The sequence below is a fragment of the Pantoea sp. X-Soil-ISGK-259 genome (genome assembly GCF_059730705.1).
In genome coordinates this window covers 1-15032 of sequence record NZ_AP035989.1, presented here as the reverse complement: position 1 = coordinate 15032, position 15032 = coordinate 1, and the positions used below count along the sequence as shown (strand labels likewise).

The following is a 15032-nucleotide window of genomic DNA, read 5'->3' as shown; positions in this document are numbered from 1 at the left end:
AATATTACTCTCAGAAAATTTTGAATGCATCATTTAATAAATAGGGATAAATCCCACCGATATTGCTCGAAATTAGCATCACGAAATAAACCAACCCACACAGGCAAAATGTAATGGTAATTGGTTTATTATTTAATTTTTTAAGGATGATTGGCAGAAGAAGCATCAAATAGTAAACAAAGTACTGTGCAATGCGTTGCGGTCCTGCCGGGTCAGTGCCCAACATCGACACCGGTAATAACGCGGCTATCCCGCACAAATAGCTACATTCCATGATGCGATACTCTATATTCTCTCTTCGCAGTTTTCTGCCAAAAATATAGATTGCTATCGCAATCAGGACATAGAGCGCAACGGTCATCAGCCCATTTCTGCCGTTAGTCGCCTCCTCGGTGTAGTGCTGATATCGCTCATTACCTGCTGCCATCATCGTAATAATCAGTGAGGTGCTGACCATACCGCAGAAAAAAGTGCCCAGGACTTTGAATTCTAATCTAACCTTTGCATGACAAAGGAAATAAAAAACCAACATTAAGGCAGCACTGATATGAAACTGGCAAGCGATCGCAATGCAAATGGAATATTTTAATAGTTTTTTTTCAACTAAAAACTTTAATGCCAGAAAGCAAATCCCCATCGCGATGGTTTGACGTACTTGATTATATAAAGCAAAATAAAGGCCGAATGTTATGTAGATATAAATTGACAACGTATAGCTGGGTGAGCGTTTTTTTAACACCCAAAGCACGGGAAATATGCACACCAAAGACATGATAAAAAAATAAAACGCATAATCGTTATACACTTCCCTGACCAACATCGCCAGAAGTTGGTATCCCTTTTCGACATCTGGATTTAGTACAAGCGGATAGTGATTAAAGGGAAAGCGAAAATCACGCGTGTAGCTTTTAGCATCCGTGCCGATGGTATAATCCCGCAATGAAGCAATCAGTGTTAATGCCAGCAACGGAAATATAACCGAACGACTATTTAATGATTTATCCTGAACGTACACAAAAAAAATGCAAAAAAGGGCGGCAAATAAATAGGGAAGCATAATTTTCTCGGAGGTGCAGTTCTCTTCAACACTGAAGCCACATTTAATGAGTCTCTGTTAATTTACTTGGTTTCACCGTATGCGTAAGTACTATTGCTATAGCCGTAACTGTAATAGCTTCTGAAACTGCTGGTTACCATATTAAGTACACAAGCCTGTACATTAATATTGCATTGAGTAAATCGTTTAATGCTCAGCTCAATTTCCCGCACCGTGTTAGTTTGATAGCGAGCGACCAGTAATAATGTCCCAATATGTTTACCAATTATCACGGCATCGGTCACGGACAGTACCGGCGGTGTATCGATAATCACCAGATCATAATTTTCTGACGCCCATTTTATAAGTTCAGGCGTTACCGGTCCCATCAGTCTTTCAGCAGGGTTCGCTGGGGTTTTTCCGCGAGGTATGAAATCAAAATTATAATCATTTTTTTCCACTCGGATAATTGGTGTTGCGAAGGACACCTCCCCCGAAAGGATTTCTGCCAGCCCCCTCGAATTGCTGACGTCGAACACCTTGTGTCCAGTACCGCGGCGCATATCAGCATCAATCAGCAGCACTCTTTGCCCTGTTAACGACATAATGGCAGCGAGGTTAGCGCTGATAAACGTTTTCCCCGCCTCTGGGGTTGCGCCAGAGATCATCACCACATTATTACTCGCGTCCAACATGTTAAAATGCAGGCTGGTGCGTAGACTTCGAATTGCCTCAATGGCGAGATCCGCTGGATTTTCTGCCGCTAAGAAACTAACGTTTTTTTCCCGCTGTTGACGAAACGATTTTATACCCCCCCGTGTTGTCTTCTTGATCCATTCAGATTCAGGGATGGTGGCATAAACAGACAATCCCGCCTCTTCGAGTTGATCGGCTGAATCAATCCCACGATGGAAAAAAATACGCAGCAGAATCACGCTTACTGAAAGCATAAATCCAAGAACCGCACCAGCCAGGATCAACAGAATCTTTTGTGGCCGTATGGGCTTTGGTGCTGCTACTGCGTCATCTACAATACGCACATTGCCAATGGCACTTGATTTAGCAATGCTCAATTCCTGCTGGCGATTCAGCAGTTGCATATAGACCGCACGTCCGGATTCCACATCACGGCTCAGGCGCAGCACTTCCTGCTGAGTGGATGGCATCGAAGAGACTTGTTTATTCAACTTTTGTTTCTGCTGCTCTAAGGTGCTTCTTTTTTCAAGTAAAGCCTTATAAGTCGGGTGCTCTTTGGTATAGAGTTGCGAAACTTCAGCTTCACGGAAAGTCAGTCCATTTAATTGATTATCGACATTGACCACCTGATCGAGAACTGACTTTGCTTCCAGCGATAAATCCACTGAGTCCTTCTTCTGGCGATAGGCGTTCAGCTTATCTTCAGCACGATCGAGTTCGTTGCGGACCTGAGGTAACTGCTGATTTAAAAACTGGAGACTCTTTGCATCCTGAGCGGCTTCACGATCGATATTTTGCGCCAGGTAATGGTAGCTCAGGCTATTGAGAATCTTGCTTATTTTCTGTTTGTTATCACCTGTCAGCTTAAGTTCAAGCATCCCGGTATCTTTCCCCTGATCAGCTACCGTCAGGATTGACTGTAATCTGTCGACCGCAGCCAACCGGGTGAACTCTCTTACAACAAAGCGTTCGCCCGGATGAGCATTAATTTGATCGACCAGTAATGACAGCCCATTTGTATTCAACATCTGCCCTACGCGACCGGTTGCCGTTTCATCATCGTAGGAAACGCTGAAATGCTGACCATCAATAACAGTTAACAGCGCGACTCCCGGTTTCAGGTCTGTGGTAGTAGCAAGGCTCAATTTTGCTACTGATAGTGTGCCGGCCTCCTCTCCTAAAAGCCTGGCTAACCCCTTACCCACTAGCGGAAAATATTTTTTCTGCACATCAATACGCAGATTTAAATCGTCAACCGTTTGACCAACCACCATTCTCGACTGAATCAGTGAGATTTCCGGCGCCGATACAGGTTGTGAATCGGGTAACATCTGGCTGAGACTGTCAAGAATTGCATTACCTTGTTTTTGCTCAACCTGGATCAACACATCAGCCTGGTATATCGGCGTAGCCAGCAAGGCATAGATTGCAGTAAGCACGATGCAGCAACCGGTTATGGTGAGTATAAGTTTCCGGTGGTCCAGTAGCTCCGCAATATATCGCCCCATCTCGCCTTCATCCGGGCTTCCGGCATAGTGCTTATTGGTCATCATTGTGGTCATCTTTATTCCCTGAATGTTTAGTGCCGAGTTTATTGACCCATTGATGGCAGGCCATAGCGATAAGATTGAGTACCGATTCAAATGCGGTATCACTTTTTTTATAAGGGTCAGGAATGTCGCGATGGCCGTTCCAGCGCCCGGGCTGCATGACTTTACTTCTTAATTGAGGGGCTATCAGACTGATCTTTTCCCGTTGCTGCTGTTCCATTACCAGCAACAAGGCATCTTTATTGGCCTCTAAACTGCGTGCGGTGTACCTGTCGAGGTATGGCGGCAGCCACGCGTGCCGCGGTGGCATTGGCCGGGTTACCGACCAACACCTCAAGACCAGCTGAATCAATCTTTTTTTTTGGGAAACGCTGGTAATAAAATACGATCCGCGATCGGTGACCTGCAGATACTCCCAGCGCAAATCAGCAAAATAGATTCAAACATAGTGCTTACCACTTGCGTATATAATGTGCAGAATCTATCAAGTCATATACGCCACCGATCGTTGGAACCAATTGCGATATCACACGGTTCCAGCGGACTACCGGGGCTGTCGTGACATAAACGATGTCATAAGGCTGTAGTTGAAATGCGGTGCTCAGTACCATGGCGGCCGCATCTTTGGCATTTAACTGATAGATATTCGCCAGTTTATAACTGCCCAAATTTTTTCTTATTGCGCGAATAACAAAGATGCCCGATGCATCTGCCATTTGTTGAGAGACCCCTTCTGCACTACCCAGCGCTTCAGCGAGAGTCATGCCACTACGGTCCATTTTGAGCGTCGCTTGTTTGTTCACTTCCCCCATGACAAAGACTTTGAGGTCGTCATTACGCGGTACAAATAATATATCGCCAGGCGACAGTATGCGGTTTTGTCGCAAATCACCCAGCTGCATTAACGCCTGCAGCGAGATCAAACTGTCTTTACCGTTGTGGGTCAGCACCACATTGCGCCAGTCTGCATCGGGTGCTAAGCCACCCGCAGCATTTATAGCATCCATCACGGTTAATGGGATATTACTAATCGGTTGCTGACCGGATCGCACCACTTCGCCTGTAACATAGGCTTTTTGCGAACGGAAACGCGGCAACACTGACATCGACCTGCGGGCTTTCAATAAATGTTTTCAGGCGCGAGGATATTTCGTCGCGTACCTGTTCAATTGTGTGACCAGCAACCATAACTTTTCCGATGTAAGGATAGAAAATGGTGCCATCGGTATTTACCCAATTGCCGGTATCGCTTGCGCTGCGGTACTGACCCGCCGGGGTGGTCAATTCAGGATGATCCCAAACGGTGACCATTAGCACGTCGCCAACACCAATACGGTATTGATAGTTTTTGATGGCCTCATCTAACTGAATGTTTTGGCTTGAAATGATGCTCTTAGGCTGGAGAGACTCAATCAATTTTGGTGTTATTGGAATAACGCTAACATACTTATCAATATCAGTATTTGAGTCCATTTGCTCTATTACATCTTTATTACTGATAGATAAATTTTGTCCGGGGATTAGCGTGCACCCAGAAAGTGATAATACAGCCAGGGATATTGCACATATACGGCAAGAAAATTTCTTCATAAGATAAACTATTGGCTGGGAAAAGGGTTAAAGACAAAAAAGCGCTTAAAATTATTAGAGGATTTTCTGTTCAGATGTTAAGTATCATAAATCAGCATTTTTATGGCTATAGCACTCGTTGTAAAAAAGGCTTTTAAATGTTTCAAGATCACGGTGCAACATGGTTAAATTACTGACTTTTAACTTTCTTAATGCGGAGCTTTTTTGTGCGCTGATTGTTTTATGGCTTAACCCTCTTAACCTGGAAATATCTGTAACATTATTACCTTTAAGCAATGCTTTCATTACGTCTATTTCTCGCGGTGTCAGATAATTTGTTTTTTTTTCAGTTATCAATTTAAATAGATTTTGATGTAAAACTGTTAGACCATCGCTGAGTTGATGGCTTAAGATAAACCCAGTGAGGCAATTAAGTATAAAATATCTCTCATTCGAATATGTGGAAACATTCTTATATAATCTTATAGTATTCAGATCAGTACTTAACGAGATAGTAATTTCTCTTAATCCAGCGTCATGTATTTTAAGCACCTCCTTTAGACCTAATCTAAAGAAATTGTCTTCAGATATTATCCTCATATCCTGTCACCTTTGTAAATTTCCCGTTAGTACAAATTGCCCTATTTTCCTGGAATAGTGGTTGTAGTGGTTGTGGTGCTTGTATTACTGCCCCCTGAATTCATTGTCGCCAGCGCGACTCCCGCCATAACTGAAATGACAGAACAACCAACAGCAGTAGAGTAACCTACAGCATATCCTGTCGCCATATCACCGGCTGGTGCCCCTGCATTTTTAACATAATCAGTTTTATTCTTGGCACTCTTCTCGTCAGCGATTGTATTTGTGCTCATCAATGCCGACATGATTAATATAATAATCAATGAAGTTTTCATGATTTACCCTTTTCAAAATAGTTGTATATAGCCACGGGACTATAAATTTACTAATGCTACCGCCCTTGGTTTACTGGCACCAATGACCTAAATAAAAAATATAAAGCCACTTCCTCAAAAAATAACAGCAAGATGATATTGAGGCACTTATATAAAAGTGCGATAAAAAAATTTAATAATGATTTAATTTGACGTTTTAATATATTCGGTTAAGTCTCTCAATCTCATTCAAAGCAAAATCTGTGATGTAATTGCCGTTAACACAATTAATACTCTTGCCAGATGGTTAAAATTTTCTTGATTACTGACGTCGTCTAATATGCTGAAGCAGCAATATCCCATCACGTTTCTGATTATCACTGGCCAGATAATAAATTCTGAATAGAGCTTAAAAATCCCTCTTCATCCTTACTGCTTAGTATAATTTTCCTTGTAAAAATCGAAAACTTGCGCCACCTGAATCAAGATTTCCTAACCACAAGATATAATTACTCGACAGCATCTTTAACAGGCTATTATTTTCCCGTCGGAATGTTTGGGAAGTCTTCATAAACCTCTAAACGCTAGAAAGGCATTAACTTAGCTAAAGTAGAAATTTCAGCATCTTTTATTAAGTGACCAACTATATCGAAATATTTTCGGATGCAGCATAAGATATCATTGGTAACAAAATGCTCATCTTTCTTCTTGATGAACAGGAGTTGTTCCTTCAATAATTTTCTTTTTTCCCATCTATTCCGGCTTACCCTAAATCCAAAGAGTTTCCCTGGTGAGGCACACTCTGTACGAATCGCGACCGAGATCACTCCTTTTGCACTTGAAATTTTTGGATCGGATAAGCGCTCTTTTGCTGCGTTACTGATTGAAGATTCGTTACTGCACATGATCAGTTCTCAACAAACTGCATCAGAATGGTCCTATTTTATGATCAATTTAACCAATCAATAAACATATAATGATCGGAAAGGTCTATGATTTTTCCTATCAAAACATACATTTTGATCGAAAAATCCTTTTTATTTGGAATTTTCAAAATCATAGGCTAATTTAACTTTCTAAAATGGTGCTATATTTTGTTCATTTCACTATAAGTCATCTTTTAAACTAGCATTTTAAATATAATCTTTAATTACAAAGACATGCATATAGTTGCTAACAGAATTATTCCTGCACTCGCTAAAAAGTATGCCTCCCCGATGTTCGATCCATTCATACTTAGAGAACCCCTCCGGCATCCTCCCTTTTACCAACGAACAGGAAGGTTATTCGTATAGCCCGTTTACTGACAATCAGTTCATCTCAGTGATTAAGCCAAACTAAGCCGGATGAACAGTGAAAGATGCTTGTCAGGAGTCCAGAATCGCTGAAGACATATATAACAACCGCTGGCCCTTAAGAGTCGTTCCTAGCTCATCGGCTAAATATTTGGACTAAGTAGAACTCATGCCCGTAAAAGTCTGAACCTGAACACAAGTCTGGACCAAACTCGTGGCAAACCATTGCTTTCCGAGTTGCACACGACTGATCAAAGACATGCACGATATGGCCTTGCATAGCTGTTTCAGAAACTGGGTCGGCAGCAATGCTGGTTTACATAAACGGTTCCATCATATTAACCACTTGCTGAAGATGAATTTTTGTCCAGGTGACAAATAGCATATGCCTGTATGCAACCCATACCCTCTGGCCTCGCCGGAAGCTCTTAACCACAACTGGTCCGAAGATTTTTGTTCATTACGCGCTGATTTTCGGCGGCTGCTTTCGCACGTCCAATATTGTCGATAATTTTAATTGCGACGCTTTGTCGCTTGAAAAAGACATAGATGTGCCAGCCATGCGGACTATTTTTGTGTCCAGCAAGATCGCAGCACCCCAGGGATCTTCAGTGATGCTTTTTATGAAAAACGGACTAGTATGTCTTTCGCTGACACTGGCTGATTGGGCAGACAGGCACATAGCTGTAATTTATCTGACCGGGCAAACCGACTCAGAATGCATTAAATAATGCGTTATAACAGGACATACCTAATTGAAATATCCGATTTCAATCGGATTAGGACGCTGTACGAAGTACGGTAAATCACAGAGCCATAGCTTTCATCAATTAACCGTGAGCGTCCATACGAAACACTGAATAACTGATACCTGAGAAATACCGATTACAACATCATCTCGCCGGGTTAAAAAAAGTGCGTATGACTGTAACGCGCATATTTGTATCTGACTCTCTGTGCGATGAAAAAAACATCATTTATCTTCTCTTATTAACAGGCTGAAAATCTTCCGCGCACATAGCATCATGCAGATCAGTATTACAATAATATTTCAGATAGTTACATGGCTGATTTAAGCGCCCATAGCTTCGGGCGTTGAATGCCATTGAATCCGCGAGAGGACAATCAATGTTCAACAGGGTTTGAGGGCTTTTTCCCGAAACTGCTTTGTTAACGAGGTTCCGGACGTTTTTCCGCACGAGGCAGGTTCCATAACAGAGTTTCTCATAGTACTAGCAATATATTTCAACATCTGAACTGCCAACTTCATACTTTGAAGGTTATATAAAAGTGCCGCGCCGTTTCGATCTGCTATTCTTCACCTTTACGATTGCGCATAAGACTCATGACACCATTGATCTGTTCACGCAGGTAATTACAGTTGTTCATCTTTTATCCGCTTACCTTCAAGGGATTCAGCAAAGAGTGCCTGGTGCGATCCCGTTGGCACTGATTTCTCATAATATGCCTTAAAACCAACGATTTACCTTGTTTTCCGTGCGCGAAAGACGCCGCGGTTCGCACCTTTTTATTTCCGGCCGTCCAGGCTATTCTCCCTATACAGGAAAAAAGCCGGAACACTGCTCCGAACCGGATCCTGTCCGGATCGATTTATTCACGTGGTTTTCTCTGGACAGACAGGAGAAAATACGTTCCGCACCGCCAGACAACGGAGATTGAAAGTTCGGGCTCTTTACCCGCGAACTGACGCAGATTTCGCGTAGCGACGTCACTGGTCAGAACGTAACCGGATCCGGCGCCGCGCGCTACTTTGACTACGAAAGCGCCGTGGCGCTGCGCAACCTAGCCACCGCTTACGGCACCGACATGCCGCGCTACCTGCTCGCTCCTGAGGTGGCCGTGCTGCTGTCAAAGGTCCCTGATCTTAAGAAGCGGCTGTTCATCGATACCCTGTGGAATACCGGCGGGCGTCTCAACGAAATCCTGCCGCTGACGGGGGGGATTTTGTGCTGGACGATCCGCTCACCGGTGCGCCCCTCACCTCGCCGTTCGTGGTGCTGCGCACGCTCAAACAGCGTAAGCTTGAAACGGCGGCCCGCAGCCGCCGGCGCGCACGCGGGCGGCCTACCCGGGAGGAGCAGCAGGCGGAGCGCGAAACCGAAGCGGAAATCCGGGATAACCCGCCGCGCGCGGTGCCCCTCACCGATCCGGCGTTTGTGCAGCGGCTCAGGGAATGGTTTGCGACTGCGCAGCTGCCGGCAGGCAGCCGGCTCTGGGATATCAGGAGTGAAGACACGGCGCGCAGCTGGATAAGCCAGGCTGTGGCGGCGGCTGCGCGTGACGGTGTGATGTTCTCCATCCGGCCGGTCACACCCAAGACGTTCCGGGATTCGTTTGCGATGCACCTCGTGCAGCACCAGGTGCCCCAGAAGGTCATTCAGACACTCATGGGTCACAAAGATGCGAAGTCCACGGAGTGGTATACCAGAGTGTTTGCGCTGGATGTTACCCGCCAGCTCGGGGTGCGGTTCACGATGGATCTCCATGAGGCCGGGCGGCTGCTACTGCCGCGCTGATCTTCGCAGGCATAACGCCTAGTGTCTGTAATGGCGGAGCAGTCTTTCCGGCACAAACCAGATCCGCCCCCGGGCGCGCGAACAGGCAACGTAGAGTTTATTACGGGTGGAGGGGGGTAACTCCCCTAAGCACCGGTCTGTGAGCAGCGCCCAGTGTGTTGCGCTCATTACAATACAGACGTCGGTAAAATGATCGAGTCCTTTGCTGGCGCCCCAGTTCAGGGAATGGCAGCCATTCCGGTAATGTTCCTGGTAAAAGAGTTTTATGATACCTTCATCTGCGTAAAGTCTCCCCGCTTCACTCTGACAGGTGATCAGTTTAATCTGCGTCTCATCCTCACGGTGAGCATCAATCCTTATGCCGAGACGCTCAGTGATGAAACAGCACACTGATGGCGAGCAGCGCCAGGTTTTGCTGAGAGTGACCCTGTCGGGTACAATTCCTGCCGCCAGAAAACGGCTTTCATAACGGGTGATATCATCGTGCAGGGTTGAGTTGGTATTGCCGTCCCGGCTGGTGTCAAACGTGTGCTGATAAAAATCACCGGCAAGCAGCACTGATATTTCAGCACTGCACAGTCCGAGAAGGAAGTTAAAATCGTGACCCGCAAAGTCCTGAACTTCATCAACCAGCACCACGTCACAATACTGTGCAAGCCGGGCGCAGATATCCGGCATCATATTACGGTACATCAGCAGGAGTGACAGACGACGGTGGTAAAGACGTCCGCTGCTATCCTGAAAATGCAGATGCTGGGTGCGTGCGGTCCCCGGCACAGGCCGGGCAAAACTGAGACCACGGCTCTGCAAATGCTGCTGCAGAAGTGGCCGGCAACAGAAACCGTGCAGAAACTCAAACCACGTCATTACGCGGATCCCGCCCGGAATAAATCCAAAACGCTGAATGAGCTTGGCTCGCAGGTTCGCTTCATTATTCCGTGTATGGGTCAGTAACAGGGCCCGGCTGTTTTCTGTAAGGTGCTCCGTCAGGAACATCGTTTTACCTGAACCTGCAACCGCGAAGATTACTCGCTTATCCATGTTACGGCCTCACGAATGTACGCAGGTACAGACAGCGGGACGTTCAGTTCCACCAATTCAAAAGCGGCTTCAGCCTTATTGGCGAGCACGTAGGCCAGCACCGACAGCCGGCGACGGCCGCTGCCGAAGGCCTGCTCGCAAATCGCAACGTTGTCCTGATAAAGGCATATTTCAAATGTTGACCTGGCATTATTTTCATCGCTGAAAACCCGTGTATCCGGACTGCATACATCTGCAAAGCGTTCTAAGCAGTTCTGCTGATAATCACCGTCGTTATCCCTCAGTGCAGCAACGCGGTTTTCAAGCAGTACCGCCAGCTCTAGATAACGGCGGAAACTCGTACCGCCGATAGAAATGATGTGCACCCCATCGTCCTCCGGAGCTCTGCCGGTCAGTGTGCGATAAAATACGTCAGTAAGGATAAACTCTGCGTCGCCTTCTACCAGGATAACCCGCCGGGCCAGTGCGAACTCAAGAACATTATTATCCGGAGCCTTCATAAAAAAACGGTCCGCGTCTTCCGGAAGTTCATGCAAAGAAACTGGTCTGCTTTTACCGAGCAGGATGGCACTGCGGAAATCCAGTCGCGATGAGATATGACTGCTGTGTGTGGCCACAAACAGTTGCATCTCCCGTTCCTGCGCCAGCTTATTCACCAGTTTTTTCATGTTCACATGGCTGAGATGGTTTTCCGGCTCTTCGAGCAGCAGCGCATCAAGCTCTTTATGCTGTTTACGCCAGCGCAACGCAAATTCGGTTTTGATGAAGCACTGTCTTCCTTTGCCCCGATCGCGGATCGGTATACCGTCTTCAAGAATATACAGACTGGCCTCAAGGCCTGCACGCATGCCTGACCGGATACCAAACTAGCAGGTTTCGAGTTCTTCATTTATGGCTGAGAGATGCTGCTCCTGAAAACGTTCTTTCTGCTGACGCCATGATTTTCCAGCCGGTACCTGTTAGACACGGGAACGTTTACGTTGTATAAGGTGCGGGTATACTCCTGTGCAGCATGATCGGTATCTATGCGCGCACTGTCGAGCATCAGATGACGGACATGACGACTGAAGCCGGCATAAGCGCCACCTGAGAAGGTGCTAAATTTTACTGCATAATATTCAAACGGGAAGCTGGCTGGATCCTCTTCCAGTACGTGCCGGATATCCTGACCATACTCTTCTAGCATCGGCGAAATATGCATTCTCAGCCCGTCAAAATCTCTTTCCATAAGATTCTGTCGCCCGTTCAGATCGGGGTTTCCGGTATGACTTAGAAATACCTCCGCAATGAGTTCCGGTAACAAATCAGCGCGACGAGGTCCCGCCCGAAACGCCCTTACCGCCTGGCGGGAAAGCAGCAATTCAGCGCCCAGCATTTCCACACGGTGACGGCTTTTCCGTTGAGAACAAGGTCCAGCGCGAGAAGAACAGAACTCTTACCGAATTCATTATCTCCAATAAGAACGTTCTTTGCGGAGTGGAAATTCAGCCTCAGCGAATCAAATTTCCTGAAGTTCCTGAGCATAAGATGGGTAATGGCCGGCACCATTTTCTCCTTATTTGTCTGATCACGATTAATTGGATCCACTAGGGCAAACTAACCCGGTCCGGTTCTCTGCTGTCCTTGTCCAGCTCTATTAAAAGGAGAGTTCAGGACAGGGATAGGTGATTAACTAATATGCGCGTTGTCCGGGGTGGGTTCAAAACATGATGTGGCGACATAAGGCAGTAGTTCGAATGTTGTGAGGAACAACAAGGTTCCGGCTCAGATAAAGCAGAGCCATTGACTGAAAATACAGATGAAAGAGAGCCTGTTGAGCCAGGACCGGTGAATCAGAAACGCCATCACTCCTGTTCAGGTTCGCGGAGAACGACGTTTAAGACGACATAATATATTTAATCCGCCAGTCTCAGCTTTTTTATTCGTCTGTTAATACTCAGTTTTCAGGTTCTTATTACTTTGACCAGCGCCGAATCCCGACATTTCAGGCAGAAGAGGATATGGTACTGCGGGAATTTCAGCCTGAAATATCTGTTTTTTTTTCTTTAAAACAGGGTGTTAAGCAATTTTCTTTGCGGGAAATTTCTGTCTCCCGCAACAAAAAGGAAGTCAGGCACGCTAACCCTTCACAGCCATGCGTTCGATGACGCTTCGTACTGCGGCATCGAGTTCAGCCTGACAGGCGGCAGAAAGACGCGAAAATTCGTACGTCACCAGCCGTTTATCCGAATCCGTTTTCTTTCTTGCAAACTGTTTTTTATCAGTAAATTCAGCCAGTTTTTCAGTAACGACTTTTTTGCTGACCGATCCTTTTTTGGGCTCTGCGCTTTCAGCGCGGAAATAACTGACTATTTTTGCCTTAAAGGCAGGGTCAGTCCTGTCGTCATACACATCACTTTCCATACGCACACGGACGTTGCCTGCTAATTGCTCCGCGCTGATACCTCTTGCCCGGGCTCTCTCAGTCACATCCAGCAGGATCTGGTAATCGCTGATGGAAAGTTCGCTGACGGATGGAAAGACTGAAATGACCTCCTCAGGCACTGAGGCCGCCTGAAATGCACGGGTAACCTTGGCCGGCGAAAGCCCCTCTGCGGCGGCAATATCTGACTGATTCATATCCGCAGGATACATCAGCTTTAATCGTTTACCGAGTTCACGCAGCGTATGCTCTCTGGCCGTCTGAATGTCAGTGGCCAGCTGTCTTGCATCAGACAGAGATAATGCGTCACGCGTTACAAGCACTTCAAAGGCCGTCCCGTTATAAAGGCAGGCCGCCCGGCGGCGTGAACCATCAAGGATCTCTGTACACCCGTCTACTTCCCGGCCGATGGCAGGAAAGAACTGCTGCAGTCTGATGGTCCGGGAGATATCACTGACTGATTCGGGTGTCAGAAAGGCCTGATCACGACCATTGACAGTTGCGTCTACAAAAGTCTGTGCTTCAATATCGCCATGCAGAATCCTGGTCAGAACAAAACGTGCCTGGGCACCAGATTTCAGGGTGAACACCCTCTCACTGTCTGACTCCGTCATCATTTTAGAAAAGCTGGAATTACCCAACTGCCGACCCAGCTTCACCATTTCTTTTTTCATTTAACACCCCTGATGAACTCGATCCTTTTGAATACAGCCTGAGTAAAACGTTCTGCTTCCCGTTTTGCTTTTTTGAGCGCCTCAGCGCTGCCTGGATAAGAACATGGATCAGCGCTGATAATTGTATCAAAGCTCTCTCCGCAGCGTTCAAAACCATCCAGCCGTGGTAGGACAGCATCGAGAATGTAAGACGTGAAGACATCGCGCGCCAGACCGTGCGTCATCTCATGGTCACGCTTTGACGTCATTTTCGACATAAAACCGATATTGCCTTTAATACGTGGCGTAATACCCTCTTCCTCAAGCTGTTCAATCATTTCAGGCAATCGGGTGAGATATTTCAACGTGGAGTGAAAATCCACCTGTGCCGGTGGTGTAGGAGTAAGTAATAAATCGCTCGCCGCAAGCGCATTAAGCATGAAGGCATCAAGGTGAGGACCGGTATCGATAAAGATAAAATCATAATCCCCCCCGACCCGGTCAATGATGGTTCGGCGCAGAACTTCTGAGGGTAGCTTGTCAGGCAGGTGCTCTCTGACAAGGTCATTCCACTGACTGGCTATGAAACCATCATCTATAGAAGCAGGGATCACATCAACACCGGGAATGATTGTAGGTTTGATGATGTCTTCACGGAGCTGGTCGGCATCAAGATCGTTAAGCATTGCCTGTGCGGCAGTCTCCATTATGGAGCCAATGCTGTTTTCCTGGCTGAGAAACATCGTGCTGGATGCCTGGGGATCCAGATCCACCACAAGGATACGAAGATCATGCTGGAGCAGGTCCTGATGAACTCGTAAACCATGTGCCAGTGTAACAGTGCTTACTGTCTTCGAGACCCCGCCCTTCAGATTCACAACAAAGATAACAAAAGGGCCTTCGCCGGCGTGCAAATCACGGTATTTTGGCACTTTGCGGTGGGCATAAATATCAACAACGTCTTTGATGGTCAGCGCATAATGCCGGGTATTTCCGGCATCTTTCCTGCCGAAAACATGCCCCTGTGCTTCCATTTCATCAATCGCCTGCTCGACAGCACGCCGGCTGAGTTTGGGAAGATTAGCCACCGAGTTACGGGTGAATGTCTGATAATACTGATCCAGTCCGAACTCGTTTCTTCTGAGAGAGATATCGTCGCTCATACTGCGCAACATTGCGCTGGCCCTGCGTGCAGTCTCGTCCACTCCACCGTACTGACTTTTCATATAACCGTTCCGTTGTCAATTTTGTATCGATTGTACACAGGAATCATGACTGAGCAACAATTTTAAGAATGTCTTTATTTTTTTGTACAACCAAAAAAAATATTACCGCCGTTC

9 protein-coding genes and 3 pseudogenes are annotated in these 15032 nt (G+C 46.4%); 1 reads left to right on the top strand and 11 read right to left on the bottom strand.

What is annotated here, in order from left to right:
* Positions 1-10: 10 nt before the first annotated feature.
* The 7 genes and pseudogenes from AC6I77_RS22270 to AC6I77_RS22240 all read right to left on the bottom strand — a co-directional run bounded on the left by AC6I77_RS22270 (position 11) and on the right by AC6I77_RS22240 (position 6649).
* Positions 11-1057, bottom strand: a complete 1047-nt coding sequence (locus tag AC6I77_RS22270; protein ID WP_497817376.1) for an EpsG family protein — start codon at positions 1055-1057, stop codon at positions 11-13.
* Between the two features lie 62 nt (positions 1058-1119).
* Positions 1120-3294, bottom strand: a complete 2175-nt coding sequence (locus AC6I77_RS22265) for a polysaccharide biosynthesis tyrosine autokinase (RefSeq protein ID WP_497817375.1) — start codon at positions 3292-3294, stop codon at positions 1120-1122.
* Positions 3272-3502: an arsenate reductase/protein-tyrosine-phosphatase family protein gene (locus tag AC6I77_RS22260; RefSeq protein ID WP_497817374.1), complete on the bottom strand. Its 231-nt coding sequence runs from the start codon at positions 3500-3502 to the stop codon at positions 3272-3274. The genes AC6I77_RS22265 and AC6I77_RS22260 overlap by 23 nt, the downstream gene beginning before the upstream one ends.
* Positions 3503-3734: 232 nt before the next feature.
* A pseudogene (locus tag AC6I77_RS22255) lies at positions 3735-4872 on the bottom strand (polysaccharide export protein).
* Positions 4873-4956: 84 nt separating this feature from the next.
* A complete protein-coding gene (locus tag AC6I77_RS22250) occupies positions 4957-5451 on the bottom strand; it encodes a helix-turn-helix domain-containing protein (protein ID WP_497817373.1) in 495 nt (164 codons plus the stop codon).
* Between the two features lie 41 nt (positions 5452-5492).
* The gene (gene yjbE / locus AC6I77_RS22245) at positions 5493-5765 is read right to left on the bottom strand and encodes an exopolysaccharide production protein YjbE (RefSeq protein WP_497817372.1); all 273 of its coding nucleotides are present in this window, start codon (positions 5763-5765) and stop codon (positions 5493-5495) included.
* A 563-nt stretch (positions 5766-6328) separates the two neighbouring features.
* Positions 6329-6649 (bottom strand): hypothetical protein, encoded by a 321-nt coding sequence (locus AC6I77_RS22240; protein WP_497817371.1) that lies wholly within the window; start codon positions 6647-6649, stop codon positions 6329-6331.
* Between the two features lie 2103 nt (positions 6650-8752).
* Between AC6I77_RS22240 and AC6I77_RS22235 the strand changes: the two are divergent.
* Positions 8753-9576 (top strand): annotated as a pseudogene (locus tag AC6I77_RS22235) (tyrosine-type recombinase/integrase).
* Between the two features lie 18 nt (positions 9577-9594).
* On the opposite strand, the gene AC6I77_RS22230 reads toward AC6I77_RS22235, so the two are convergent.
* The 4 genes and pseudogenes from AC6I77_RS22230 to AC6I77_RS22215 form a co-directional block, all read right to left on the bottom strand.
* Complete coding sequence (locus AC6I77_RS22230; RefSeq protein WP_497817370.1) at positions 9595-10617, bottom strand: DEAD/DEAH box helicase; 1023 nt, start codon at positions 10615-10617, stop codon at positions 9595-9597.
* A pseudogene (locus AC6I77_RS22225) lies at positions 10602-12162 on the bottom strand (ATP-dependent nuclease). Before AC6I77_RS22225 ends, AC6I77_RS22230 begins: the two are co-directional and overlap by 16 nt.
* A gap of 573 nt (positions 12163-12735) precedes the next feature.
* Positions 12736-13713 (bottom strand): ParB family protein, encoded by a 978-nt coding sequence (locus tag AC6I77_RS22220; protein ID WP_497817369.1) that lies wholly within the window; start codon positions 13711-13713, stop codon positions 12736-12738.
* Positions 13710-14918, bottom strand: coding sequence for an AAA family ATPase (locus tag AC6I77_RS22215; protein ID WP_497817368.1), 1209 nt, complete (start codon positions 14916-14918; stop codon positions 13710-13712). The genes AC6I77_RS22220 and AC6I77_RS22215 overlap by 4 nt, the downstream gene beginning before the upstream one ends.
* Between the last annotated feature and the right edge of the window lie 114 nt (positions 14919-15032).